This window comes from Pseudomonas sp. RG1 (assembly GCF_025910115.1).
Taxonomy (GTDB): Bacteria; Pseudomonadota; Gammaproteobacteria; order Pseudomonadales; family Pseudomonadaceae; genus Aquipseudomonas; species Aquipseudomonas atacamensis.
The window spans coordinates 20,238-44,929 of sequence record NZ_JAPCIK010000055.1; the positions used below are offsets into that span (position 1 = coordinate 20,238).

At 60.8% G+C, this 24,692-nt stretch carries 22 protein-coding genes and 1 riboswitch; of the genes, 12 read left to right on the forward strand and 10 right to left on the reverse strand.

The features are described from left to right. Nucleotides 1–182: 182 nt before the first annotated feature. The 5 genes from OK411_RS26055 to tkt all read right to left on the reverse strand — a co-directional run bounded on the left by OK411_RS26055 (nt 183) and on the right by tkt (nt 5,221). Nucleotides 183–515: an MliC family protein gene (locus tag OK411_RS26055; RefSeq protein WP_016772787.1), complete on the reverse strand. Its 333-nt coding sequence runs from the start codon at nt 513–515 to the stop codon at nt 183–185. A gap of 57 nt (nt 516–572) precedes the next feature. After that, complete coding sequence (locus OK411_RS26060; protein WP_016772786.1) at nt 573–794, reverse strand: hypothetical protein; 222 nt, start codon at nt 792–794, stop codon at nt 573–575. Nucleotides 795–828: 34 nt separating this feature from the next. Then, complete coding sequence (locus OK411_RS26065; RefSeq protein WP_016772785.1) at nt 829–1,992, reverse strand: phosphoglycerate kinase; 1,164 nt, start codon at nt 1,990–1,992, stop codon at nt 829–831. A gap of 12 nt (nt 1,993–2,004) precedes the next feature. Beyond that, a complete protein-coding gene (gene epd, locus OK411_RS26070; RefSeq protein WP_264365884.1) occupies nt 2,005–3,057 on the reverse strand; it encodes an erythrose-4-phosphate dehydrogenase in 1,053 nt (350 codons plus the stop codon). 166 nt (nt 3,058–3,223) lie between these two features. After that, nucleotides 3,224–5,221: a transketolase gene (tkt, locus tag OK411_RS26075; protein WP_264365885.1), complete on the reverse strand. Its 1,998-nt coding sequence runs from the start codon at nt 5,219–5,221 to the stop codon at nt 3,224–3,226. Nucleotides 5,222–5,480: 259 nt separating this feature from the next. Here tkt and OK411_RS26080 point away from each other — a divergent pair, with 259 nt between their 5' ends. From OK411_RS26080 to OK411_RS26095, 4 genes are all read left to right on the forward strand, one after another. After that, on the forward strand, nt 5,481–6,476 hold the full coding sequence (locus OK411_RS26080; RefSeq protein WP_024014623.1) for an ArsR/SmtB family transcription factor: 996 nt from the start codon (nt 5,481–5,483) through the stop codon (nt 6,474–6,476). An 18-nt stretch (nt 6,477–6,494) separates the two neighbouring features. Next, nucleotides 6,495–7,685 carry a methionine adenosyltransferase gene (gene metK / locus OK411_RS26085; RefSeq protein WP_024014624.1) on the forward strand — a complete coding sequence of 397 codons (1,191 nt, stop codon included), beginning with the start codon at nt 6,495–6,497 and terminating at the stop codon, nt 7,683–7,685. 221 nt (nt 7,686–7,906) lie between these two features. Next, nucleotides 7,907–9,583, forward strand: a complete 1,677-nt coding sequence (ligB, locus tag OK411_RS26090) for an NAD-dependent DNA ligase LigB (protein ID WP_264365886.1) — start codon at nt 7,907–7,909, stop codon at nt 9,581–9,583. Nucleotides 9,584–9,680: 97 nt separating this feature from the next. Next, nucleotides 9,681–10,076: a DUF1090 domain-containing protein gene (locus tag OK411_RS26095; protein ID WP_016772779.1), complete on the forward strand. Its 396-nt coding sequence runs from the start codon at nt 9,681–9,683 to the stop codon at nt 10,074–10,076. A gap of 183 nt (nt 10,077–10,259) precedes the next feature. Here the strand turns inward: OK411_RS26095 and OK411_RS26100 are convergent, their stop codons facing one another. Further along, nucleotides 10,260–10,709: a c-type cytochrome gene (locus OK411_RS26100; RefSeq protein WP_136493097.1), complete on the reverse strand. Its 450-nt coding sequence runs from the start codon at nt 10,707–10,709 to the stop codon at nt 10,260–10,262. A 128-nt stretch (nt 10,710–10,837) separates the two neighbouring features. Here OK411_RS26100 and OK411_RS26105 point away from each other — a divergent pair, with 128 nt between their 5' ends. Further along, nucleotides 10,838–12,022: a murein transglycosylase A gene (locus OK411_RS26105; protein WP_264365887.1), complete on the forward strand. Its 1,185-nt coding sequence runs from the start codon at nt 10,838–10,840 to the stop codon at nt 12,020–12,022. Nucleotides 12,023–12,136: 114 nt separating this feature from the next. Here the strand turns inward: OK411_RS26105 and OK411_RS26110 are convergent, their stop codons facing one another. Further along, on the reverse strand, nt 12,137–12,520 hold the full coding sequence (locus OK411_RS26110) for an MAPEG family protein (protein ID WP_039757593.1): 384 nt from the start codon (nt 12,518–12,520) through the stop codon (nt 12,137–12,139). Between the two features lie 333 nt (nt 12,521–12,853). Between OK411_RS26110 and OK411_RS26115 the strand changes: the two genes are divergently transcribed. Both OK411_RS26115 and OK411_RS26120 read left to right on the forward strand, forming a co-directional pair. Continuing rightward, entirely contained in the window at nt 12,854–14,023 is a 1,170-nt protein-coding gene (locus OK411_RS26115; protein WP_122698571.1) for an MFS transporter, read from the forward strand. Nucleotides 14,024–14,247: 224 nt separating this feature from the next. Further along, nucleotides 14,248–15,513 carry a cation:proton antiporter gene (locus OK411_RS26120; RefSeq protein ID WP_073471058.1) on the forward strand — a complete coding sequence of 422 codons (1,266 nt, stop codon included), beginning with the start codon at nt 14,248–14,250 and terminating at the stop codon, nt 15,511–15,513. On the opposite strand, the gene OK411_RS26125 is transcribed toward OK411_RS26120, so the two are convergent. Next, nucleotides 15,514–16,401, reverse strand: a complete 888-nt coding sequence (locus tag OK411_RS26125; protein WP_016772773.1) for a formate/nitrite transporter family protein — start codon at nt 16,399–16,401, stop codon at nt 15,514–15,516. Between the two features lie 174 nt (nt 16,402–16,575). Further along, on the reverse strand, nt 16,576–16,980 hold the full coding sequence (locus OK411_RS26130) for an acyl-CoA thioesterase (protein WP_016772772.1): 405 nt from the start codon (nt 16,978–16,980) through the stop codon (nt 16,576–16,578). A gap of 198 nt (nt 16,981–17,178) precedes the next feature. Next, a riboswitch (S-adenosyl-L-homocysteine riboswitch) is annotated at nt 17,179–17,277 on the forward strand. A 23-nt stretch (nt 17,278–17,300) separates the two neighbouring features. Between OK411_RS26130 and ahcY the strand changes: the two genes are divergently transcribed. From ahcY to OK411_RS26155, 5 genes are all read left to right on the forward strand, one after another. Further along, a complete protein-coding gene (gene ahcY, locus OK411_RS26135; RefSeq protein ID WP_016772771.1) occupies nt 17,301–18,710 on the forward strand; it encodes an adenosylhomocysteinase in 1,410 nt (469 codons plus the stop codon). 159 nt (nt 18,711–18,869) lie between these two features. Beyond that, complete coding sequence (gene metF, locus OK411_RS26140; RefSeq protein ID WP_130926816.1) at nt 18,870–19,715, forward strand: methylenetetrahydrofolate reductase [NAD(P)H]; 846 nt, start codon at nt 18,870–18,872, stop codon at nt 19,713–19,715. A gap of 73 nt (nt 19,716–19,788) precedes the next feature. Further along, the gene (locus tag OK411_RS26145) at nt 19,789–20,871 is read left to right on the forward strand and encodes a hypothetical protein (protein ID WP_197891254.1); all 1,083 of its coding nucleotides are present in this window, start codon (nt 19,789–19,791) and stop codon (nt 20,869–20,871) included. 87 nt (nt 20,872–20,958) lie between these two features. Continuing rightward, the gene (locus tag OK411_RS26150; RefSeq protein WP_264365888.1) at nt 20,959–21,771 is read left to right on the forward strand and encodes a substrate-binding periplasmic protein; all 813 of its coding nucleotides are present in this window, start codon (nt 20,959–20,961) and stop codon (nt 21,769–21,771) included. A 221-nt stretch (nt 21,772–21,992) separates the two neighbouring features. Beyond that, entirely contained in the window at nt 21,993–23,855 is a 1,863-nt protein-coding gene (locus OK411_RS26155) for a DEAD/DEAH box helicase (protein ID WP_016772767.1), read from the forward strand. A gap of 250 nt (nt 23,856–24,105) precedes the next feature. On the opposite strand, the gene OK411_RS26160 is transcribed toward OK411_RS26155, so the two are convergent. Then, on the reverse strand, nt 24,106–24,684 hold the full coding sequence (locus OK411_RS26160) for a YceI family protein (protein ID WP_024014635.1): 579 nt from the start codon (nt 24,682–24,684) through the stop codon (nt 24,106–24,108). Nucleotides 24,685–24,692 lie beyond the last annotated feature (8 nt).

Below are 24,692 nucleotides of genomic sequence, written 5' to 3' on the forward strand. Positions count from 1 at the left end.
GGGGGTTGAGGCCCGGCCTGGTGATTCGGTGTTACCAAAACTGTGTGAACAACAGAGAACCCCTGTGGGAGCGAGCCTGCTCGCGAAAGCGGTCTGACAGACACTGCATCATCGACGGCAAGATTGCTTTCGCGAGCAGGCTCGCTCCCACATTTGGATCTCTGTACACCAATTCAATCGTGTTACTCGGCCTTGCAACCACGGCCAATCAGGTCATTGGTGGCGACCCAGTACACCAGGCCTTCGTCACCCTTGACGTGAAACGCCAGCATGCCATCGCTGTACAGCGTACCCGAGGCGCCCGGCTCTTCTTTCAGGCGATAGACCTGATCACCGCCGCCGAGGCGAACGTCGACTTCCTTCTGGCCGGCATCGACGTAACGCCATAACACCTTGGCCTGGCTGTCGCAGGTCCAAGTCGTCCAGTTGTCTGCCGGGGCCGACGACTGAAACAGGTTCAACTGCGCGCAGCCACCCAACAATGCCAACGCCGCAACGGCGATCAAGCCTTTCATCCGTGTTCCTCGACTGACGACGCACGCCGCCAGCCCTGAGTTAAAGAGTCAGACCCGTCAAGGACAACCATGTTCCTTGACCGGGGTTTGCGTCTCGTATTTGTCCAGGCCGTCCGGACCCGAGCGCTTGTTCAGCACCGGGTTGGTTTCGGCCTGCCAGTCGGCCTGATAACAGCCCTTCTGGGGTTCGCTCGGTGCTGGCGTCGCGTCAGCCTTCGGGGTGCTCCCGCAGGCCGCCAGCGTACCGGTCAGCAACAACAGCGCTAACGACTTGACCATGTGAACACTCCTTTGCCTGGCCAAACGGGCGGCCTCAGGCCTTGGCCCGGCTTTCCAGGACTTCAACGGCAGGCAGCACCTTGCCCTCGACGAATTCGAGGAACGCGCCACCACCGGTGGAAATGTAGGAGATCTGCTCAGCCACGCCATATTTATCGATCGCCGCCAGGGTGTCGCCACCGCCCGCGATGGAGAATGCCGAGCTCTCGGCGATGGCCTGGGCCAGCACTTTGGTGCCGTTGCCGAACTGATCGAACTCGAACACGCCGACCGGGCCGTTCCACAGAATGGTTTTCGACGATTTCAGCAGCTCGGCGAAGTTGGCCGCGGTTTGTGGGCCGATGTCGAGAATCATGTCATCTGCCGCGACGTCAGCGATCAGCTTCACAGTCGCTTCAGCGCTTTCGGCAAATTCCTTGGCGACCACGACGTCAACCGGCAACGGCACGCTGACTTTCGCCGCGATTTCACGGGCGGTGTCGAGCAGGTCCGGTTCATACAGCGACTTGCCGACTGGGTGGCCGGCGGCAGCGAGGAAGGTGTTGGCGATGCCGCCGCCGACGATCAGTTGATCGCAGATCTGGCTCAGGCTGTTGAGCACGTCGAGTTTGGTCGAGACCTTGGAGCCGGCAACAATGGCCGCCATTGGCTTGGCCGGTGCGCCCAAGGCTTTACCCAGTGCGTCCAGTTCAGCGGCCAGCAACGGGCCGGCAGCGGCGACTTTGGCGAACTTGGCGACACCATGGGTCGAACCTTCGGCGCGGTGAGCGGTACCGAAAGCATCCATCACGAACACGTCGCACAGGGCCGCGTATTGCTGAGCCAGATCGTCGGCGTTCTTTTTCTCGCCCTTGTTGAAGCGCACGTTTTCGAACAGCACGATGTCGCCAGCCTTGACTTCAACACCACCGAGGTAATCAGCCACCAGCGGCACTTCGCGGCCCAGCGCTTTGCTCAGGTAGTCGGCGACAGGTTTCAGGCTGTTTTCGGCGGAGAACTCACCTTCGGTAGGACGGCCCAGGTGCGAGCAGACCATCACCGCCGCGCCTTTTTCCAGGGCCAGCTTGATGGTCGGCAGCGAAGCCAGGATGCGCGCGTCGCTGGTGACAACACCGTCCTTGACGGGGACGTTGAGGTCTTCGCGGATCAATACGCGCTTACCTTGCAGATCGAGGTCGGACATCTTCAACACGGTCATGGGTCGCACTTCCTACGGTTTTTTTGAAGTTGCTGTTTGCAGATAGTGGTCTGCAACGTCCAGCATTCGGTTGGCAAAACCCCATTCGTTGTCGAACCAGGCCAGGATGTTCACCAGTTTGGGGCCGGAAACACGGGTCTGACTGGCATCGACGATGGCCGAATGTGGGTCATGGTTGAAATCACAGCTGGCGTGCGGCAACTCGGTGTAGGCCAAAAGGCCTTTGAGCGGGCCGCTGGTGGCGGCTTCGCGCAGGATCCGGTTGACCTCGTTGGCGTCAGTCGCGGTGGCGGTCTGCATCGTGATGTCAAGGCAGGACACGTTGACTGTCGGCACGCGCACGGCTTTGGCCTGAATTCGCCCGGCAAGTTCCGGCAGCAGACGCTCGATACCGCGTGCCAGACCAGTGGACACCGGGATCACCGACTGGAACGCCGAACGCGTGCGGCGCAGGTCTTCGTCATGATAGGCGTCGATCACCGGCTGATCGTTCATTGCCGAGTGAATGGTGGTGATCGACACGTAATCCAGACCGATCGCCTGATCGAGCAGACGCAGCAGCGGCACGCCGCAATTCGTCGTGCAGGAGGCGTTGGACACCAGCAGTTCGTCGCCGGTCAGGCATTCCTGATTGACGCCGTAGACGATGGTGGCGTCGACATCCGCTTCGCTGGCCATCGGCTGCGAGAACAGCACACGCGGCGCGCCGGCATCGAGAAATCGCTGGCCATCGGCACGGGTGTGGTAAGCGCCGGAGCATTCCAGCACCAGATCGACGTCCAGCGACGCCCAATCGATGCCTTCGGGGGTGGCACTGCGCAAGACCTTCACGCAGTCGCCATTGATATGCAGACAATCGCCTTCAACCCGCACTTCGCCGGGAAACCGGCCGTGGGTGGAGTCGAAGCGTGTCAGGTATTCGATGCTGGCCATGTCGGCCAGATCGTTGATCGCGACAATTTCAAACCCGGCCTTCGCGCCGCGCTCGAACAACGCCCGCAAGACGCAACGACCAATGCGGCCGTAGCCGTTGAGTGCAACTTTGTAGGGACGCGGTTGAGGCATGGGGTTCTCGATTACCGTGGTGAATCATGCAGTGCGATATTGCCTGAACCAACGCTTTCGCGAGCAGGCTCGCTCCCACATTGGAATGCATTTCCCTGTGGGAGCGACGGTGCGACGACTCGACCTGCTCGCGAAGGCGTCAGCCCGGACAACACAACTGTCAGATTTAGTCTTCCAGCAGCTCTTCAGCCTGACCCAAGATGTTTTCCAGGGTAAAACCGAACTCTTCGAACAATGCCGAAGCCGGCGCCGACTCACCGTAGGTGGTCATGCCGATCACACGACCTTCCAGACCCACGTACTTGAACCAGAAATCGGCGTGGGCCGCTTCGATGGCAATACGTGCGCTGACCTGCAACGGCAGAACCGACTGCTTGTACTCCGCATCCTGAGCATCAAACGCGCTGGTGCAAGGCATCGAAACCACGCGAACCTTGCGGCCCTGCTCGGTCAGTTTATCGAAGGCCTGTACGGCCAGACCGACTTCCGAACCGGTGGCGATCAGGATCAGCTCAGGCTCGCCTGCGCAATCCTTGAGCACATAACCGCCACGGCTGATGTTGGCAATCTGGCCAGCGTCGCGTTCCTGATGTTGCAGATTCTGCCGCGAGAAGATCAGCGCCGAAGGGCCGTCCTTGCGCTCCAGAGCGTTTTTCCAGGCCACTGCCGATTCCACGGCATCGGCTGGACGCCAGGTGTCGAGGTTCGGCGTGCTGCGCAGGCTGGTCAGTTGCTCGATCGGCTGGTGCGTCGGGCCGTCTTCGCCCAGACCGATTGAGTCGTGGGTGTAGACGTGGATCACGCGTTTCTTCATCAAAGCCGACATGCGTACGGCGTTGCGCGCGTATTCCATGAACATCAGGAAGGTCGCGCCGTAAGGCACCAGACCGCCGTGCAGGGCGACGCCGTTCATGATCGCGGTCATGCCGAACTCGCGCACGCCGTAGTACATGTAGTTGCCGCTGGCGTCTTCAGCGCTGACGCCTTTGCAGCCTTTCCACAGGGTCAGGTTGGAACCGGCGAGGTCAGCCGAACCGCCGAGCATTTCCGGCAGCAGCGGGCCGAAAGCATTGAGGGTGTTCTGGCTGGCTTTGCGGCTGGCGATGGTCTCGCCCTTGGCCGCGACTTCGGCGATGTAGGCCGAGGCTTTTTCCGAGAAGTCGGCCGGCAGTTCGCCGCTCAGACGACGGATCAGCTCGTTGGCTTCAGTCGGGAATGCAGCGGAGTAAGCGGCGAAACGCTGATCCCACTCGGCTTCGACCGCGCGGCCAGCTTCTTTGGCGTCCCACTCGGCATAGATCTCGGCCGGGATTTCGAACGGGCCGTGGTTCCAGTTCAGCGCCTGACGGGTCAGGGCGATTTCTGAGTCACCCAATGGGGCGCCGTGGCAATCTTCCTTGCCCTGCTTGTTCGGCGAACCGAAACCGATGGTGGTCTTGCAGCAGATCAGCGTCGGTTGAGCGCTCTTGCGTGCGGTTTCGATGGCAGTCTTGATCTCTTCCGGATCGTGGCCGTCGACGTTGCGGATCACCTGCCAGTTGTAGGCTTCGAAACGCTTCGGCGTGTCATCGGTGAACCAGCCTTCGACTTCACCGTCGATGGAAATGCCGTTGTCATCGTAGAAGGCAATCAGCTTGCCCAGGCCCAGCGTACCGGCCAGGGAAGCGACTTCGTGGGAAATGCCTTCCATCATGCAGCCATCACCGAGGAACACGTAGGTGTGGTGGTCAACGATGTTGTGGCCGGGACGGTTGAACTGCGCGCCCATGACTTTTTCCGCCAGAGCGAAACCGACGGCGTTGGCCAGACCCTGACCCAGCGGACCGGTGGTGGTTTCGACGCCCGGGGTGTAACCGAATTCCGGATGACCTGGAGTGCGGCTGTGCAGTTGACGGAACTGCTTGAGGTCGTCGATCGACAGGTCGTAGCCGGTCAGGTGCAGCAGCGAGTAGATCAACATCGAGCCGTGGCCGTTGGACAGCACGAAGCGGTCACGGTCGGCGAACGACGGGTTGCTCGGGTTGTGCTTGAGGTAGTCGCGCCACAGCACTTCGGCAATATCTGCCATACCCATAGGGGCACCGGGATGGCCGCTGTTGGCTTTTTGCACGGCATCCATGCTGAGGGCACGAATGGCGTTGGCACGCTCACGACGGCTAGGCATCGCTGATCTCCTGGGTGTGAATAGACTGAAACGGAAAAAAGGAGGGCATTTTCCCTCACCCATGCGCCTCGGGGCAATGACAGATAGTCATTGGCAGGCGTTTTTCCAATCGATAGCACAGGTTTCGCTTGGTGAAACCTTTCCGCTATTCGTTTGTAGAGACTGCCGTCCGCCGAGAAGTGCCATTTATCGAGCAATATCAAAACTTTTTGATATTGGCCTTGCGGTGCCTTGCCCCCGTCTCTAGACTGCCAGCCCTATGAACTTACGCGTGCCTTCCATTCGCCATGACGATTGCGACGAGCTGGCGGCCTTGTGCAAGGCCGGCGGCGATCCGCTGCGGCTGAATGTATTGCGCGCGCTGGCCAACGATTCGTTTGGCGTGCTGGAGCTGGCGCAGATTTTCGGCATTGGCCAGTCGGGCATGAGCCACCACCTCAAGGTGCTGGCGCAAGCCGACCTGGTGGCGACACGCCGTGAGGGCAACGCGATTTTCTATCGTCGCGCCCTGCCGCACAGCGAATTGCTCGGCGGCAAGCTGCACGCGGCATTGCTGGAAGAAGTCGACAATCTGGATCTGCCTGATGAAGTGCAAGCACGCATCGAGCAGGTTCATGGTCAGCGTGCCGCCGCCAGCCGAGACTTTTTCGCCCGGGTCGCGGAAAAATTCCGTGCCCAGCAGGATTTGATCGCAGGCCTGCCGCAGTACCGTGACAGCGTGCTGGCCCTGCTCGACAAATTGAACTTCGATGGTGCAGCCACGGCCATTGAAGTCGGCCCCGGCGATGGTGCTTTTCTGCCGGAACTGGCCCGTCGCTTCGGCACCGTAACCGCGCTGGACAACAGCCCGGCGATGCTCGAACTGGCGCGTCAGGTATGTGAACGTGAACAGCTGGCTAACGTCAGCCTGCAATTGGCCGATGCATTGAACGGCACAAGCCTTCAAGCCGATTGCGTGGTGTTGAACATGGTCCTGCACCATTTCGCCGCCCCGGCCGATGCGCTCAGGCACATGGCCGACTTGCTGCAACCGGGCGGTAGCCTGCTCGTGACAGAGTTATGTAGCCACAACCAGAGTTGGGCCAGGGAGGCCTGCGGTGATCTCTGGTTGGGGTTTGAACAGGACGATCTGGCCCGTTGGGCCACCGCTGCGGGACTCGTTCCCGGGGAAAGCCTCTATGTAGGCTTACGTAATGGTTTCCAGATCCAGGTTCGCCACTTTCAGCGACCGGCTGGCGACACTCACCATCGGTAAATTCAGGAAAACATCGAGATGAGCGAATACTCCCTCTTCACCTCCGAGTCCGTGTCTGAAGGACATCCGGACAAAATCGCCGACCAGATTTCCGATGCGGTGCTGGACGCCATTATTGCCCAGGACAAACACGCTCGCGTGGCCGTGGAAACCCTGGTCAAGACCGGCGTGGCCATCGTTGCCGGTGAAGTGACCACCAGCGCCTGGGTCGACCTGGAGCAGATCGTTCGTGACGTGATTTGCGACATCGGCTACACCAGCTCCGAAGTCGGCTTCGACGGCGCCACCTGCGGCGTGATGAACATCATCGGCAAGCAGTCCCCCGACATCAATCAGGGTGTTGACCGTGCCAAGCCTGAAGATCAGGGCGCCGGCGACCAGGGCCTGATGTTCGGCTACGCCAGCAACGAAACAGACGTTTTGATGCCAGCACCGATCACCTTCTCGCACCAGCTGGTGCAGCGTCAGGCTGAAGCACGCAAGTCGGGCCTGCTGCCTTGGCTGCGTCCGGATGCCAAGTCGCAAGTGACCTGCCGTTACGAAGGCGGCAAGGTTGTCGGCATCGACGCTGTGGTGCTGTCGACCCAGCACAACCCGGAAGTGTCGTACAAAGACCTGCGCGAAGGCGTGATGGAGCTGATCGTCAAGCACGTACTGCCTGCCGAACTGCTGAGCAAGGACACCCAGTTCCACATCAACCCGACCGGCCAGTTCATCATTGGCGGCCCGGTAGGTGACTGCGGTCTGACCGGCCGCAAGATTATCGTCGACAGCTACGGCGGCATGGCCCGTCACGGCGGCGGCGCGTTCTCCGGCAAGGATCCATCGAAGGTTGACCGTTCGGCTGCCTACGCTGGCCGTTACGTGGCCAAGAACATCGTTGCGGCCGGCCTGGCCGAGCGTTGCGAGATCCAGGTTTCCTACGCGATCGGTGTGGCCCAGCCTACGTCGATCTCGCTGAACACCTTCGGCACCGGCAAGATCAGCGATGACAAGATCATCAAACTGGTGCGTGAAGTGTTTGACCTGCGTCCATACGCAATCACCACCATGCTCGACCTGCTGCACCCGATGTACCAGGAAACCGCAGCCTACGGCCACTTCGGTCGTGCGCCGCAGACCAAGACCGTTGGCGAAGACAGCTTCACCACGTTCACCTGGGAAAAAACCGACCGCGCCGACGCCCTGCGTTCTGCCGCTGGCCTGTAACCCCCTGGCTGCATGAAAGCCCCGCACGGTTCGCGCCGTGCGGGGCTTTTTCATGCCTGACAGATTTTTGAGATCCCTGTGGCAGCGAGCCTGCTCGCGAAGACGCCCGCCCCGGCAACACCAGTTCCCCTGCCCCGAAACAGTTCGCAAAAAAGCCGCGCAACGTTCTTCAGATCCTCACCTACCCTTCAAGCATCACCCCCCGAGCAAGGACGCTCACAATGCTCTTCACACTGCGCCTGTTGCTGGCCTTGCTGGTGGCACTCATCACCCTCGTCAGCCAAGCCAACTGCCCGAACTGGGATCTTTCCCAAGCCCAACGCGAAATCACCGCCCTGCAAAACCAGATCGACCAATGGGACGACGCCTATCACCGCGAAGGCCGTTCATTGATCAGCGACGAACTCTATGACCAGTCCCGGCTGCGGCGGAGAGAATGGCAAGCCTGTTTCAATCAACCCTCATCCCCGCAGCCGTTGCACACCGCGTCCGGCCCGGTCACCCACCCCATCGCCCACACCGGTCTGGACAAGCTGCACAAAGCCGAAGACGTCGCCCACTGGTTACGCGATCGCCAGAACGTCTGGGTGCAGCCCAAGGTCGACGGCGTGGCTGTCACGCTGATCTACCGCCAGGGAGTATTGCAGCAGGCGATCAGTCGCGGCGACGGTGTCAATGGTCAGGACTGGACCGCTTCCGCGCGCAGGATTGCAGCCATTCCGCAACGGTTGAGGCAGCCACGGGATCTGCTGGTACAAGGCGAACTCTATTGGCGCCTCAATACGCATGTTCAATCACAGTCCGGCAGCGTCAATGCCCGCGCCACCATCGCCGGGCTGATGGGACGTAAAACACTCGATGTTGAACAGGCCGCCGGGATCGGCCTGTTTGTCTGGGACTGGCCGCAAGGTCCTGTGCGGCTGCCGGAGAGATTGTCCGAACTCCAGGCATTGGGGTTCGCTGCAACCGAGCCCTTTACACAGCCCGTCAACCGATTCGAAGATGCGCAAAAATGGCGCGAGCACTGGTATCGCTCGCCCCTGCCCTTTGCCAGCGACGGCGTGGTGCTGCGTCAGAGCCAACGGCCACCCGCCGAACGCTGGCAGGCTCGCGCGCCGTATTGGGCGGTCGCCTGGAAATACCCTTTCGCCCAGGCGTTGGCCGAAGTGCGCAAGGTCAACTTCAAAATCGGCCGCACCGGGCGAATCACTCCAGTGCTGGAACTACTGCCGGTCAGACTCGATGACCGCGAGATCAAACGGGTCAGCGTCAGCTCGCTCAAGCGCTGGCAAACCCTCGACATCCGTCCAGGCGATCAGGTGGCAATCAGTCTGGCCGGGCTGACCATTCCGCGCCTGGACAGTGTCGTGCTGCGCACCAGCGAACGGGCAGACATCAACATCCCCGATGCCGGCGACTACCACGCCCTGAGCTGCTGGCAGCCGACGCCGGGGTGTGAAAGCCAGTTTCTCGCGCGTCTGACCTGGCTCAGTGGCAAGCAGGGCCTGGCCATGCAGCATGTCGGGCGTGGCACCTGGGAGAAACTTTTGGAAACAGGCCGTCTGAAACACCTGCTGGATTGGCTGACCCTCGATGTGTCAGAGCTTGCTAACATTGCCGGCCTCGGCGAGCGCAGCAGCGCACGTTTGATCCAGAGTTTTGAGGGCGCGCGGCAACAGCCGTTCGCTCGATGGTTGAAAGCGCTGGGCATGCCGCCGACCGGACAGGCACAACTGGACGATTCGTGGCAGGCCCTGGCACAACGCGACACTGAACAATGGCAGGCAGAAGCCGGCATCGGCCCGGGACGCGCGGCGCAACTGAGCGCATTCTTTCGCGACCCGCAGGTACTGGCTTTGAGTGAAACCCTGAAAGCCGCCGGAATCGACGGCTTCTGAACCTGCAATCCCCGCCCGGCGGGAACCCAACGGCCGGCCAGACGCTCCAACAGCGCAGTGCCCTCCCACCCCGATTGCCTTTGCACATGGAGCTTTTATGAAATTTCTCGCACCGCTCGCCCTGCTTACTCTTTGCGGCGTCATGGCCGCTCCGGTCATGGCCGAAGAAGACGGCCCGGGCCTGACCGGTTGCGCTGCCAAGAAGCAGGGCATCATCAATCAGATCGAACAGGCCAAGTCGCGCGGCAACATGGAGCAGCAGGCAGGCCTGGAAACCGCACTGCGTGAAGTCAATGAACACTGCACAGACGCCGGGCTGAAAAAAGAACGTGAGAACAAAGTGCTTGAGGCCAAGCATGAGGTGAGCCAGCGTCAGGCGGACCTCGACAAGGCCATGAAGAAAGGCGATCCGGAGAAGATCAACAAGCGCAAGGAGAAGCTCGCCGAGTCGCGCAAGGAACTGCAGGAAGCGCTGGACGAGATCGATAAGTAACCGAAGCCCTTTGGAGAGGGGATTTATCCCCTTCCGGCGGCGAGGCCGTCGCAAATTTGGCTAGTCGGGTCCGACTGAAAAAAACCGGTTGTATGGTTTTGGGGCTGCTTCGCAGCCCATCGGGGATAAATCCCCTCGCCACAAGGTAGTCACTCGCCACAAGGCACTCAGCAGCTTCAGGAATCAATGATCGCGAAACTCTTTATGGCAAGCACTGCAGGCATCTTCAACTTTCTGCACTGCCGGCCCAAGATTGCTGGCCTTGTACGGCTGAACCTGACTGGCGACCACCAATTCACCGGTGGCTATCTCGAGGGCGCGGGCCAGTTCCTGAAAACGCGCCTGTTTCTGCCAGACATCATCTTTGGCGCTGGTGTGATCTTCCTCGCGCACCTGCGGAAAATGCTTCCACGGCTCATGGGCCAACGCATCAAGTCTGACTGCGCCCTCGGCAAATTTCGGCCCGTCGAAGGCAATGCGCCCGCGCAACATGCCGCCGAGGTCTTCGCTGGTCTTGAGCATCTGCTTGAAGATGGCCTTGCGTTGACCCAGCGGCGAATTCGGGTCGACACCGCCACAGGCGGACAAGGTCAGGCAGGCCAGCAATACAACAGCAATGGGTTTCAGAGTCATGGTGGCTTCAGGTCGCGGAAATCGGCGGCCAGTATCCTCGGCTCACCGCCAAACACCAATAGCCCTATTAAAAATACGGGTTGGTCGAGCGCATGGAGCACTCGGCCAACCGGCACAGGAATCACTCCATGAACAGCCGCTTCACGGCCTGGCGTCACCCGCTTATCGTCACCCTTCCACTGCTCGCCATTCTCGCCGGTTGCACAGGCGGCGACAGCGCCAAACCAAAAACCCATGCGCTGGCTACCTATTCCAGCGCGACATGGGAAGCCTTGCCTGCGGTCTCCGACAGCGATCTGGTCGCCGGTTTCGGCTCGTGGCGCAGCGCCTGCACACGACTCAAAGCCGACGCGGTGTGGGGCCCGACCTGCGCTGCGGCGGTGAATGTGCCGCAAAGCGCCGCCGAGATTCGTGCATTTCTCAAGCAGAATCTCGATGTCTACGGCCTGCGCGCCGAGAACGACAACCCCAATGGTCTGATCACTGGCTACTACGAACCGGTGTACCCCGGCAGCCTGACGCCGACCGCGGCAGCAAACGTGCCGGTGTATGGCGTGCCGGAAGACATGATCATCGTCTCGCTCGACAGCATTTACCCGGAATTGAAGGGCAAGCGCCTGCGCGGTCGCCTCGAAGGTCGCGTGCTCAAGCCTTACGACGACGCGGCGACCATTGAATCCAAAGGCGTGAAAGCGCCAGTGGTCGCCTATCTGACTGACCCGATGAATCTGCAATTTCTGCAGATCCAGGGCTCAGGCCGGATCCAGACCGAGGACGGCAAACAGTTGCGCATCGCCTACGCCGATCAGAACGGCCACCCGTACCGACCAATCGGTCGCTGGCTGGTCGAGCAAGGCGAACTGAAAAAAGAAGACGTGACCATGAGTGCGATCAGCAACTGGGCCAAGGCCAACCCCACGCGCATTCCGGAACTGCTGGCCAGCAACCCGAGCTACGTGTTCTTCACCCGCAACCCGGACAGCAACGAAGGCCCACGCGGCTCGCTGAACGTACCGCTGACCGCCGGCTACAGCGCGGCAGTGGATCGCAAGGTGATTCCGTTGGGCAGTCTGTTATGGCTGTCGACCACCAAGCCGGATGGCGCCCCACTGGTGCGCCCGGTCGCGGCGCAGGATACCGGCGGCGCGATTGCCGGCGAGGTGCGCGCGGATCTGTTCTGGGGCACTGGTGATGCGGCCGGGCAACTGGCCGGGGACATGAAGCAGCAGGGGCAGATCTGGATGCTCTGGCCTAAAGGACAAGAGTTGCCGCAAGTGCCACAGGTGGCGGATACACCGAAGCAAAAGTCTTAGGTTCTTCGTAGTCTGATCTATCGCTTTCGCGAGCACGCTCGCTCCCACATCTGGAATGCATTTCCATGTGGGAGCGAGCCTGCTCGCGAAGAGGCCGGCAGCAATAGCCGATAATCAGATCGACACAAAGAAGAACGAAGCAATCAGCCCCATCCCGATAAACCACACCACCGAACGCAGTGCAGCCCAGTCAGCCAGGTAGCAAATGATGTACAGCAGGCGACTGGTGATAAACAGCACGGCCAGCACATTGACCGTCACCAGCTGCGCAGTGCCGACCAGGTGGGCAACGATCACCGCAGCGGCAAACGCAGGCGTTACTTCAAAGCTGTTCAGTTGCGCGGCGTGGGCGCGACGGGCGACGCCATCGACGCTGTCGAGAAAGTCCCGTGGATCGTAATTGTCCTTGAGGCGGAAACCGCCGGTGGCCTTGGCCACGATCGTGCACACGTACGGCAGGAAAATCGCGATCAACACACACCACAGAGCCACTGTCATAACGTCGTCCTTTTTTTCGATTGGAGAAATTGGCGAGCGATCAGAAATTCATCACCAGCATGCCGATCAGCACCTGCCCACAGGCTAAGAGCCGCGCCCGGCCGAAAGGTTCTTTCAGCTGGATATAACACGGCACTTCAAGCGCGCCGTCGATTAGTCAGATTATTGATTCGTCATGTGTCAGCAGCTGTTTATACTGCAACCCACCACGCCGTACTCAGCTGCACACCAAAAAATTCCAATAAAAGCTGCCTGCTCCGCTTTCTTCGAAAACGGTCGCTGGCACGCGTATGCCTGATCAAAGCGTCAAGACTACCGACAGAGACCTTGCGCATGCCCCTCGCTTTACTTGCACTCGCCGTTGCCGCATTCGGCATCGGCACCACCGAATTCGTCATCATGGGCCTGCTGCCCGACGTCGCCCGCGATCTGGCGGTAAGCATTCCTCACGCCGGGCTGCTGATCACCGGTTACGCCCTGGGCGTGGTGTTCGGCGCACCGATCCTGGCGATCGGCACCGCCAATATGCCGCGCAAAGCAACATTGCTGGGCATGACGCTGATGTTCATTCTCGGCAACGTGCTCTGCGCGCTCGCGCCGAACTACGCGACGCTGATGGCGGCGCGGGTGGTCACGGCGCTGTGTCACGGGGCGTTTTTCGGCATCGGCTCGGTGGTCGCCGCCGGCCTGGTTGCGCCGAACAAACGCGCGCAAGCCATTGCCATGATGTTCACCGGCCTGACCTTGGCCAACGTGCTCGGCGTACCCTTGGGCACCGCGCTGGGCCAATACGCCGGCTGGCGCTCGACCTTCTGGGCGGTGTCGGTGATCGGCATTGTTGCGGCGCTGGCGCAGTGGTTGTGGCTGCCAAAACACATCGCGATGGACAAGGCCAACCTCGCCAGCGAATTCAAAGTGCTGGGCAAGGCCAACGTGCTGCTGGCGCTGGGCATGAGCGTGCTGGCCTCGACCAGCCTGTTCAGCGTGTTCACGTATATCGCACCGATCCTGCAAGACATCACTGGCGTCAGCCCCCACGGCGTGACGGTGATGCTGCTGTTGTTCGGCGTCGGCCTGACAGCGGGCAGCATGCTCGGCGGGCGCCTGGCCGATAGCCGCTTACTGCCGTCACTGGTCGGTGTAGCGCTGGCGGTCGTGGTGATTCTCGCGGCGTTCAGCCAGACCAGCCGTGCGGTGATTCCGGCGGCGATTACCCTGATGCTGTGGGGGATTTTCGCCTTTGCGCTGTGCCCGATTCTGCAGCTGCTGATCATCGATCAGGCGCATGAAGCGCCGAATCTGGGTTCGACGCTGAACCAGAGCGCGTTCAACCTTGGCAATGCCGCAGGCGCCTGGATCGGCGGACTGGTGGTTGCCAGCGGCGCGGATCTGGCGGACCTGCCGTGGACCGGGGCGCTGGTCGGCGTGCTGACGGTGCTGACGGCGCTGTTGTTCATTTACCTGCAACGTCGGCGGGCGAGTGCGGTCAATGTGTCTGGCTGAGACCTCTATTTATCCCCGTTGGGCTGCGCAGCAGCCCCAAAACCTTCGATCGGGTTTTGTCAGGAATTATCGATAAGCCCGATTGCGACGGCTTCGCCGCCGAGCGGGGATAAATCCCCTCGCCACAATGAACTGTGGTGTGTCCCATGTCGCTGTTTGCCCATCAAACCCCTGCGTCCAACCTCCGGTCGCGCTCCATTCACTCTCCATCCAAAGGACCCCGGATGCTTGAACTCGTCGCCGCTTTCATCTGCCTCACCACCCTCCTGACCTTCGTCAATTTCCGCTTTATCGGCCTGCCGCCGACCATCGGCGTGATGGTTACCGCCCTGCTGTTCTCACTGCTCCTGCAAGGCCTCAGCGTCCTCGGCTTTCCCGGCCTCGAAGACCGCGTGCAGCAACTGATCGGCCAGATCGATTTCGGCGATCTGCTGATGAACTGGATGCTCTCGTTCCTGCTGTTCGCCGGCGCCCTGCACGTCAACCTCAATGATTTGCGCAGCTACCGCTGGCCGATCGGCCTGCTGGCCACCTTCGGCGTGTTGATCGCCACCGTGGTGATCGGCAGCCTGGCCTTCTACATTTTTGCCCTGTTCGGCTGGCACGTGAGTTTCCTCTACTGCCTGTTGTTCGGCGCGCTGATCTCACCGACCGACCCGATTGCGGTACTCGGCGTGTTGCGTACCGCCAACGCTTCGAAGCCACTGAAAACCACCATCGTCGGCGAATCACTGTTCAACGACGGCACGGCGGTGGTGGTCTTCACCGTGCTGCTGGGCATCGCGCAACTGGGCGAAACCCCGACCGTCAGCGCCACGGCCATGCTCTTCGTCCATGAGGCCATTGGCGGTGTGTTGTTCGGCGGGCTGATCGGTTATCTGGTCTATCGGATGATCAAAAGCGTCGAGCAGCATCAGATCACCGTGATGCTGACCCTGGCCCTGGTGATCGGCGGTTCGGCGATGTCCACCGAGTTGCACGTCTCGGCACCGATCGCGATGGTGGTGGCCGGTCTGATCATCGGCAACCTGGGGCGCAATCTGGCAATGAACGACATGACCCGGCGTTATCTGGACGGCTTCTGGGAATTGCTCGATGACATGCTCAACGCGCTGCTGTTTGCGCTGATCGGCATGGAACTGTTGCTGCTGCCGTTCAACTGGCTGCACATGGCCGCCGCAGGCCTGCTGGCGGTGGCGATCCTGCTGTCGCGCCTGCTCACCGTGGCGCCAGCGATCCTTTTGCTGCGCCGCTGGCGCTCAGTGCCGGCCGGCACCATCCGCATCCTGACCTGGGGCGGTTTGCGCGGTGGTGTTTCGGTGGCCCTGGCGCTGGCCCTGCCGCTGGGCCCGGAACGCGACCTGCTGCTGAGCATCACCTACATCGTTGTGCTGTCATCGATCCTGCTGCAGGGCCTGACCATCGGCAAACTGGTCAAGCACGCAACGCGCAATGAGCCGGCCGTCGTGCCTGAGCCAGCCCACCACTGATCATTTCTTGATCGACTGCGGGTCGGGCTTGACAGCCTGATCCGCAGATTCCTTCGGCGCACCGCTTTCACTGCGAATTTGCGCATGGCTGATCAGCGCGAAGATAAAGCTGCCGCCAATGATGTTCCCCGCCAGCGTCGGCCCGGCGAACACCGCCCAGAAATCACTCCACGGCAACTCGCCGGCAAACACCAGATACGACACTTCCGCCGATCCGACGACGATATGGGTGAAGTCGCCCAGCGCCATGAAGTAGGTGATGAGGATGATGATCCACATCTTCGCGCTCTCCATGGACGGGATCATCCAGACCATGGTGGCGATCATCCAGCCGGAGACGATGCCCTTGGCGAACATCTGACTGGCGCTGTGCTCCATGACCTTGCGGCCGATTTCGAGGAAGGCGACGTCGGTTTTGCTGTCGAAAATCGGCAGTTCCAGCATCACGTACGCCACCAGAATCGTCCCGCAGAGGTTGCCGACCAATACCACTGTCCACAGACGGATCAGGCGCAGGAAATTCTTCAGCGTCGGCCTGGTCATCACCGGCAGCACGGCGGTCAGGGTGTTTTCGGTGAACAGTTGCTGGCGCGCGAGGATGACCGCGAGGAAACCGGCGCAGTAGCCGAAACTGGCGATCACCTTGAATTCGTCGCCATCGGGCAGGCGCGAATTGAGCAATCCCATGCCCATCAGCGACAGGCCCATGGTCAACCCTGCCGCCAGCGCCGACCACCACAGCGCGGCAATGCTGCGCTCCAGTTCCTGATCGCCCTGGGTGCGGATGATTTCATGCAGAACGGCCGCGCGCGGCGGCTGGCTCTTCTCGACTTCGTGCTGCTCCTTGGCCGAGAGGTCGGGGGTCTTGTCGCTGGTGGGGGTGGTCATGGCGTGGCAACCGGTGGGGGGGGATGTAGCTACGACCGTTGCGCTTCATGGCTGTTCAGTGGCCAGGCGAATCTCCGCTGAATTGGCAACCGCTTTCGCGAGCAGGCTCGCTCCCACAAGGATCACGCTGTACCTGTGGGAGCGAGCCTGCTCGCGAAGAATGCGCCGCCGATCTTATTGAACAGCTTCGTCATCCTTGAACTGGTCTTTCACATATTTGATCTCGGTCCGCCCGTGCGGCGCCGGCAGGCCGTCTTCGCCGAGGTTGACGAACACCATCTTCTCGACGGTCAGGATGCTCTTGCGGGTGATCTTGTTGCGCACTTCGCAGGTCAGGGTGATCGAGGTGCGGCCGAATTCGGTGGCGGTGATGCCCAGTTCGATGATGTCGCCCTGGCGCGAGGCGCTGACGAAGTTGATTTCCGAGATGTACTTGGTCACCACACGCTGGTTGCCCAGTTGCACGATGGCGTAGATCGCCGCTTCTTCATCGATCCAGCGCAGCAGGCTGCCGCCGAACAGGGTGCCGTTGGGGTTGAGGTCTTCGGGTTTAACCCATTTGCGGGTGTGGAAATTCATGTTCACTCCTGAGCGCTTGCCGAAAGATGCGCCCATCTTGGCAGACTGCTCAGTCAGGCTCCAGGCAGCTGCGACTATGGTCGCCATTGGCGATCTTCATCTGGCCGACAGAAACCCTTTGGAAGATCAGCCCGGGCGGCTATAATCGCCCCCGTTTCAAAAAACGGTAACGTTCACTGGCTACCGTTTTCCCGCCACCTGTCCGAGGGGCGCTGCAGCAGGTTCGACCTGTCAGGCTCGGATGGGGCGTTGACCGGCTCACGCCGGACACTAAACGCACAACGGCGCCCATTCGCATACATTACGAATGGAGGCTCTTCATGAGCGCTGTCAACACGCCTGCCGATTTTACCGATTACAAAGTTGCCGACATGTCCCTGGCTGCCTGGGGCCGTCGCGAAACCATCATCGCCGAATCGGAAATGCCTGCCCTGATGGGTCTGCGCCGCAAATACGCTGCCGAGCAGCCGCTCAAGGGCGCGAAAATCCTCGGCTGCATCCACATGACCATTCAGACCGCCGTGCTGATCGAAACCCTGGTTGCCCTGGGTGCCGAAGTACGCTGGTCGTCCTGCAACATTTTCTCTACTCAGGATCAGGCCGCTGCCGCTATCGCTGCCGCCGGTATCCCGGTGTTCGCCTGGAAAGGCGAGACTGAAGAAGAGTACGAGTGGTGCCTGGAGCAGACCATCCTCAAGGATGGCCAGCCTTGGGACGCCAACATGATCCTCGACGACGGCGGCGACCTGACCGAGCTGCTGCACAAGAAATACCCGCAAGTGCTCGATCGCGTTCACGGCGTAACCGAAGAAACCACCACTGGCGTGCATCGCCTGCTGGACATGCTGGCCAAGGGCGAGCTGAAGATCCCGGCGATCAACGTCAACGACTCGGTGACCAAGTCCAAGAACGACAACAAATACGGCTGCCGTCACAGCCTGAACGATGCGATCAAGCGCGGCACCGACCACCTGCTGTCCGGCAAGCAAGCGCTGGTCATCGGTTACGGTGACGTGGGCAAGGGCTCGGCTCAGTCCCTGCGTCAGGAAGGCATGATCGTTAAAGTCTCCGAAGTCGACCCGATCTGCGCCATGCAAGCTTGCATGGACGGCTTCGAACTGGTGTCGCCGTTCATCGACGGTATCAACGACGGTTCCGAAGCGAGCATCGACAAAGCGCTGCTGGGCAAGATCGACCTGATCGTGACCACCACCGGTAACGTCAATGTTTGCGACGCGAACATGCTCAAAGCCCTGAAGAAGCGCGCCGTGGTCTGCAACATCGGTCACTTCGACAACGAAATCGACACCGCTTTCATGCGCAAGAACTGGGCATGGGAAGAAGTGAAGCCACAGGTGCACAAGGTTCACCGCACCGGCGCTGGCAGCTTCGATCCACAGAACGACGACTACCTGATCCTGCTGGCCGAAGGCCGTCTGGTGAACCTGGGCAACGCCACCGGTCACCCGAGCCGCATCATGGACGGTTCGTTCGCCAACCAGGTTCTGGCACAGATCTTCCTGTTCGGCCAGAAGTACGCCGACCTGTCGCCAGCGCAGAAAGCCGAGCGTCTGACCGTTGAAGTACTGCCGAAGAAACTCGACGAAGAAGTGGCCCTGGAAATGGTTCGCGGCTTCGGCGGCGTGGTCACCCAACTGACCAAGCAACAGGCTGACTACATCGGCGTCACCGTCGAAGGCCCGTTCAAGCCGCACGCCTATCGCTACTAACAGGCGCTGAATGCTCGCTCTCCCTGTGGGAGCGAGCTTGCTCGCGAAGGCGGCTTATCATTCAACATCCGTGTTGTCTGACCCAGCGCTTTCGCGAGCAGGCTCGCTCCCACACGGGATTGCAGCGCCTCGAAGGTACTTGTTTCCAAGGGTATGACCATGTCCCAAGACCGTCGCTACAGCTTCGAGTTTTTCCCGACCAAGACCGATGCCGGGCAAGAAAAGCTGCTTGCCACTGCCCGTCAGTTAGCCACTTACAACCCTGATTTCTTTTCCTGCACCTACGGCGCTGGCGGTTCGACCCGTGATCGCACGCTCAACACCGTGTTGCAGCTGGAAAGCGAAGTCAAAGTACCCGCCGCTCCGCACCTGTCGTGCGTCGGTGACAGCAAGGACGACCTGCGCGGCCTGCTGAACGAATACAAGACTGCCGGCATCAAGCGCATCGTTGCCCTGCGTGGCGACCTGCCGTCCGGCATGGGCATGACCAGCGGTGAGCTGCGTCACGCCAATGAACTGGTGGAATTCATTCGTGAAGAAACCGCCGATCATTTCCACATCGAAGTCGCCGCTTACCCGGAGATGCATCCGCAAGCGCGCAACTACGAAGACGATCTCGCCAACTTCGTGCGCAAGGCAAAGGCCGGTGCCGACAGCGCGATCACCCAGTACTTCTTCAATGCCGACAGCTACTTCTACTTCGTCGACCGTTTGCAGGCGCTGGGCGTGGATCTGCCGATCGTGCCGGGGATCATGCCGATCACCAACTACAGCAAACTCGCGCGCTTCTCCGATGCCTGCGGTGCGGAAATTCCGCGCTGGATCCGCAAGCAACTGGAAGCCTACGGCGATGACACGCGAAGCATTCAAAGCTTTGGCGAACAAGTCGTCAGCGAGATGTGCGAACGCCTGCTGCAGGGCGGCGCGCCGGGGCTGCACTTCTACTCGATGAACCAGGCCGAACCTAGCCTAGCCATCTGGAACAACCTGAAGCTGCCGCGCTGAAGGTTTTCCATGCGATAAAAAAGGCCCTCACCGGGCCTTTTCACTGAAAAGCACAAATGGAATATTGTCGTCGATGATCTGCGCGCAAACAAAAACCCGCCCTCAACTGGTCTATCTGGTTTTCGGTGCCGAGACCTACCATCAGGAAGCTGTTTTCAGCATCGCCAGTGCTCTGGCGTGGTTGCGCGAGACACCGGATGCCGCGATCGATATCCAGGTCTTCAGCGACAATCCGCAACCCTACGAGCATCTCCCCGTACGCATTCGCCCGCTGGACGCCGAAACGCGCCAGAAATGGAGCGAGCCCCACGGTTATCATTTCCGCATCAAACATGTCGCGTTGCGCTCGGTACTTGAAGAGCATGAAACGGCGCTGTTGATCGACACCGATACGTTTTTCCACTGCTCGCCGCTGAAACTGTTCGAGCGGGTGCAGCCCGGCACCCTGCTGTGCAATGACTACTACGCCCGCTATGGCGACAACAAGATGAGCCTGCTCTACCGCACGCTGTCGGCCACACTGCTGGACAAAGGCCTGACTGACGATCACATGCGCCTGCTCAACTCCGGCGTCATCGGCTTGCACCGGCAGGACGCTCACGTGCTGGACCGCTCCATCGCTTTGATTGATGAGCTGTTCCCGTCGGCACAGGGCGCCTACACCCTCGAAGAGTTCTGCCTGTCAGTGGCCGCCTACCGCACGCTCGACGTCAACAAGTGCCCGGATCTGATTCACCATTACTGGAGCCGCAAGCACCTGTTCAGGGCCAAGGTTCAGGCCTGGGTCGCCAAACATGGCGACAACCCGACCGGCGAGGCTGCACTGGACGACACCCGACGTGTATCACCGCAACTGCCTCGACCACCGCGCCTGCAGCGGATGTTCTACAAGCTCGTCACGCTGCTGCTGCCGGCGCATCTGCGTCAGTTCATTCGCGAAATCCTTTACGGCTGCTATGAACATCCCAACGAGTTCGATCAGGCGTGTGCAGCGGTCTGGTGGGACAAGGCGCTGGAAAACCAGCAGCAACGCATTGGCAAGCCGGTTTGCAGGCACTTGCTCAGGGACTGGTTCAGTCGCGGCCTGGTCAAGCGGATCCTTGGTTCGCGTCACGCGAAGGTCCACCAACACCTGCTGAAAACCGCAAGCAAATAAGGCCATCACGGCCATTGCGCCCGGGGTCTGCGCGAAACATGCATGCCAGAGCTTCTCATCAGGCGTTTCGCGTACTAACCTCAGGCCATGCCCCTTATTGCCCAACTGCTGAGCGTTATTCTTTTGACTTGCCTGAGCGTCGCCGCTCGGGGGGAGAAGTTGCGTATTGTCACCGAGCCGTGGGCGCCGTACGTCTACGAACAGGGTGGCAAAAACCTTGGTCTTGACTACGAAACCACTGCCATCGTGTTCCAGCGTCTGGGCATTGAAGTGGAATGGCAGTTCCTGCCGTGGAAGCGCTGCCTGTCGATGCTCGAGACCGGCCAGGCCGACGGTGCGCTGGACATCTTTCACAGCGCCGAACGCGACGCCACCCTGCTCTATCCCAGCGAACCGCTGTCCGATGTCGAATTCGTGATGTTCTACGCCAACGACCGGCCGCATCCATTCAACACCCTCGAACAACTCAAAGGCCTGACCATCGGCACCTCGCCGGGTTATCTGTACAGCCCTGACTTCAGCCAGTCGGAACTGTTTGTTCGTGAGCCGGCACCGACCCATGAAGCCAATTTCGGCAAACTGGTGCGCGGGCGGATTGACCTGCTGATTACCGATCGCCGCGTCGGTCAGCATTTGCTCGATGAGCTGAATATTCGCGATCTGATCACGGAAAACCCGACGGTTATCAGCCGTCAGAGCCAGTTTCTTGCGGTTCGGCGCAATGCCGGTATGGATTTGCTGGTGAAGCGTTTCGGCGCCGAGCTCAAGCGTTTCAAGCGCGAACCGGCCTACGCCGAGCTCAGCGCGCGTTACGGTGCTGCGCCCGTTGATAGCGCGTCACTGCGTTCGGCCACGGCCGGCGGCAAAACCGTTGAGCAGCAGGAAAGCAGCGCGCAGTGATTGCTCTGTTATACTCCGGCGTTCCCGCCAGGCTCACGCCCGGACGCCCGGAACCGTAACAGGCCTCTCGACCCGCTACAGCGCAGCTTCCAGCCCGCGCGAGCGCTCCTGACGTGCCTTCGGAACCGCCGCTGGACCGGACGGGATTGCGTCCTCTTAAACGTGATTCGCGCCAGGCAAGACTCCCATTGGGCCAAGCCCTAACTAAAACAGGATTACTCATGTCCTTTGCTTCCCTCGGTCTCTCCGAGGCTTTAGTCCGTGCCATCGAAGATGCGGGCTATACCGAGCCTACTCCGGTGCAACAGCGGGCCATTCCCGCCGTGTTGCAAGGTCGCGACCTGATGGTGGCGGCTCAGACAGGTACCGGTAAAACCGGCGGTTTCGCCCTCCCGATTCTGGAGCGGTTGTTCCCCAACGGTCACCCGGACAAATCCCAGCGTCACGGCCCGCGCCAACCGCGCGTGCTGGTCCTGACCCCGACCCGCGAACTCGCGGCCCAGGTGCACGAGAGCTTCAAGATCTACGCCCGTGACCTGAAATTCGTCAGCGCCTGCATCTTCGGCGGCGTCGGCATGAACCCGCAGGTCCAGGCCATGTCCCGTGGCGTCGACGTTCTCGTCGCCTGCCCGGGTCGCTTGCTCGACCTCGCCGGCCAGGGCAGCGTCGATCTGTCCCACGTGGAAATTCTCGTTCTCGACGAAGCCGACCGCATGCTCGACATGGGTTTTGTCCACGACGTGAAGAAAGTCCTCGCACGTCTGCCGGCCAAGCGTCAGAACCTGCTGTTCTCGGCGACTTTCTCCAAAGACATCACCGACCTCGCCGGCAAACTGCTGCACAATCCGGAACGCATCGAAGTGACGCCGCCGAACACCACGGTCGAGCGCATCGAACAACGCGTGTTCCGCCTGCCCGCCAGCCACAAACGTGCGCTGCTGGCACACCTGATCACCGCCGGCGCGTGGGAACAGGTACTGGTGTTCACCCGCACCAAGCACGGCGCCAACCGTCTCGCTGAATACCTGGACAAACACGGCCTGCCGGCGGTGGCGATCCACGGTAACAAGAGCCAGAACGCCCGCACCAAGGCCCTGGCCGACTTCAAGGCCGGCGAAGTGCGTATTCTGGTAGCGACCGACATCGCTGCCCGTGGTCTGGACATCGATCAGTTGCCGCATGTGGTCAACTTCGAGCTGCCGAACGTCGATGAAGACTATGTGCACCGTATCGGCCGTACCGGCCGCGCCGGTCGTTCCGGCGAGGCGATCTCCCTGGTCGCACCGGACGAAGAGAAGCTGCTGAAAAGCATCGAGCGCATGACCAAACAGAAGATTGCCGACGGCGATCTGATGGGCTTCGACTCCAGCACCATCGAAGCCGAGAAGCCGGAAGCCCGCGAGCGTCCGGACATCCGCAACCCGCGCAATTCCCGTGGCCCACGTGGCGACGGCCCGAATGGCGGCGGCGGTGGCGGCGGTCGCAAGGACAAAGGCAAAGACAAGGGCAAGGAAAAGCCGGCCGGTGAACGTGGCGAGCGCCCTGCCCGTCAGCAGAAACCGCGCGAAGGCACGCCGAGCCGCGAACAGCGCCCGAGCCAGCCCCCGCGTGCAGCGGCTGACCGTGCCCCGGACGAATTCCTCGACGACGATATCGATAACTTCGGTAACCGCGTTGACTACGTGCCGAAGGCCGCTCCTGCCGGCGGCCGTGGCCGTCGTCCGGGCGCACCGGCGCAAGGCGCAGGCGCACCACGCGGTGGTCAGCCTCAGGGACGCCAGAACGGTCCGCGCAACAGCAACGGTTCGAGCACCGGCACGCCACCGGCCAAACGCAGCGGCCCGCGCAATGGCGCACCGCGTGACGGTCAGGGTCGTCGTGACGAATCCGCGCCGCGCAACCGCCGTCCGGCCCGTGACGATCAGCCACGCAGCGAACCGGCCGTGCAGAACCCGCGCAGCAACGGTCCGAAGATCATGCACAAGGAATCGAAAGCCGACCGCTTCCCGACGCCTGAGCAGCTCGATCAACTGCCAAGCCGCCCACGTGGCGAGAAACCAGCACTGCTGACCCGCAATCGCTGAGTTTCATACCGTCATGAAAAATGCCCCGACTCGAAAGAGCCGGGGCATTTTTTACCTCGATTATCTCTGCCACACCGCAATACCCCTGTGGGAGCGAGCCTGCTCGCGAAGGCGGCGGGTCAGTCAGCAATGATGTTGCCGGACTGACCGCTTTCGCGAGCAGGCTCGCTCCCACAGGGAATGTGTCGCAGGCAATAAAAAAACGCCCCGGGCCTTTCGACCAGGGGCGTTTTATTGTGGCGAGCGAAAGTTATTTGACTTTCACACCTTCCAGCGAGATATCCAGATCTGCCGTTTGCGAGGTTGGGCCTGGGCCCTTGATCCCGAACTCGTTCAGATTGAGAGTGGTCTTGGCGTTGAAGCCAGCGCGCTCGCCGCCCCATGGATCCTTGCCTTCGCCGTTGAATGTGGCCTTGAAGGTCACAGGCTTGGTCACGCCGTGCAAGGTCAGGTCGCCGGTCACGTCAGCAGTCTTTTCACCGGTCGATTTAACGGCGGTGGAGACGAACTTGGCATCAGCAAACTTGCTCACGTCGAGGAAATCTTTGCTGGCGATGTGCTTGTCACGTTCAGCATGGTTCGACCACAGGCTGGCAGTTTTCACATCCACAGAGATCTTGCTGGCTTCAGGCTTGGCCGAATCCCAAGAGAAAGTACCGTCGAAATCTTTGAAGGTACCGTGGATGAAGCTGTAACCCAGGTGGCTGATTTTCCAGTCAACGAAGGCGTGCTGGCCTTCCTTGTCGATTTTGTAGTCCGCAGCCATGGCCTGACCAGCCGAGAGCAGTGCAGAACCGATTGCCAGAGCGGCCAGAGTCTTTTTCAACATGCTTTCTT

Excerpts from the sequence above, each read along its gene's own strand:
- OK411_RS26055 (WP_016772787.1), bottom strand. The coding sequence starts at position 515 with ATGAAAGGCTTGATCGCCGTTGCGGCGTTGGCATTGTTGGGTGGCTGC.
- OK411_RS26060 (WP_016772786.1), bottom strand. The coding sequence starts at position 794 with ATGGTCAAGTCGTTAGCGCTGTTGTTGCTGACCGGTACGCTGGCGGCC.
- OK411_RS26065 (WP_016772785.1), bottom strand. The coding sequence starts at position 1,992 with ATGACCGTGTTGAAGATGTCCGACCTCGATCTGCAAGGTAAGCGCGTA.
- epd (WP_264365884.1), bottom strand. The coding sequence starts at position 3,057 with ATGCCTCAACCGCGTCCCTACAAAGTTGCACTCAACGGCTACGGCCGC.
- tkt (WP_264365885.1), bottom strand. The coding sequence starts at position 5,221 with ATGCCTAGCCGTCGTGAGCGTGCCAACGCCATTCGTGCCCTCAGCATG.
- OK411_RS26080 (WP_024014623.1), top strand. The coding sequence starts at position 5,481 with ATGAACTTACGCGTGCCTTCCATTCGCCATGACGATTGCGACGAGCTG.
- metK (WP_024014624.1), top strand. The coding sequence starts at position 6,495 with ATGAGCGAATACTCCCTCTTCACCTCCGAGTCCGTGTCTGAAGGACAT.
- ligB (WP_264365886.1), top strand. The coding sequence starts at position 7,907 with ATGCTCTTCACACTGCGCCTGTTGCTGGCCTTGCTGGTGGCACTCATC.
- OK411_RS26095 (WP_016772779.1), top strand. The coding sequence starts at position 9,681 with ATGAAATTTCTCGCACCGCTCGCCCTGCTTACTCTTTGCGGCGTCATG.
- OK411_RS26100 (WP_136493097.1), bottom strand. The coding sequence starts at position 10,709 with ATGACTCTGAAACCCATTGCTGTTGTATTGCTGGCCTGCCTGACCTTG.
- OK411_RS26105 (WP_264365887.1), top strand. The coding sequence starts at position 10,838 with ATGAACAGCCGCTTCACGGCCTGGCGTCACCCGCTTATCGTCACCCTT.
- OK411_RS26110 (WP_039757593.1), bottom strand. The coding sequence starts at position 12,520 with ATGACAGTGGCTCTGTGGTGTGTGTTGATCGCGATTTTCCTGCCGTAC.
- OK411_RS26115 (WP_122698571.1), top strand. The coding sequence starts at position 12,854 with ATGCCCCTCGCTTTACTTGCACTCGCCGTTGCCGCATTCGGCATCGGC.
- OK411_RS26120 (WP_073471058.1), top strand. The coding sequence starts at position 14,248 with ATGCTTGAACTCGTCGCCGCTTTCATCTGCCTCACCACCCTCCTGACC.
- OK411_RS26125 (WP_016772773.1), bottom strand. The coding sequence starts at position 16,401 with ATGACCACCCCCACCAGCGACAAGACCCCCGACCTCTCGGCCAAGGAG.
- OK411_RS26130 (WP_016772772.1), bottom strand. The coding sequence starts at position 16,980 with ATGAATTTCCACACCCGCAAATGGGTTAAACCCGAAGACCTCAACCCC.
- ahcY (WP_016772771.1), top strand. The coding sequence starts at position 17,301 with ATGAGCGCTGTCAACACGCCTGCCGATTTTACCGATTACAAAGTTGCC.
- metF (WP_130926816.1), top strand. The coding sequence starts at position 18,870 with ATGTCCCAAGACCGTCGCTACAGCTTCGAGTTTTTCCCGACCAAGACC.
- OK411_RS26145 (WP_197891254.1), top strand. The coding sequence starts at position 19,789 with ATGATCTGCGCGCAAACAAAAACCCGCCCTCAACTGGTCTATCTGGTT.
- OK411_RS26150 (WP_264365888.1), top strand. The coding sequence starts at position 20,959 with ATGCCCCTTATTGCCCAACTGCTGAGCGTTATTCTTTTGACTTGCCTG.
- OK411_RS26155 (WP_016772767.1), top strand. The coding sequence starts at position 21,993 with ATGTCCTTTGCTTCCCTCGGTCTCTCCGAGGCTTTAGTCCGTGCCATC.
- OK411_RS26160 (WP_024014635.1), bottom strand. The coding sequence starts at position 24,684 with ATGTTGAAAAAGACTCTGGCCGCTCTGGCAATCGGTTCTGCACTGCTC.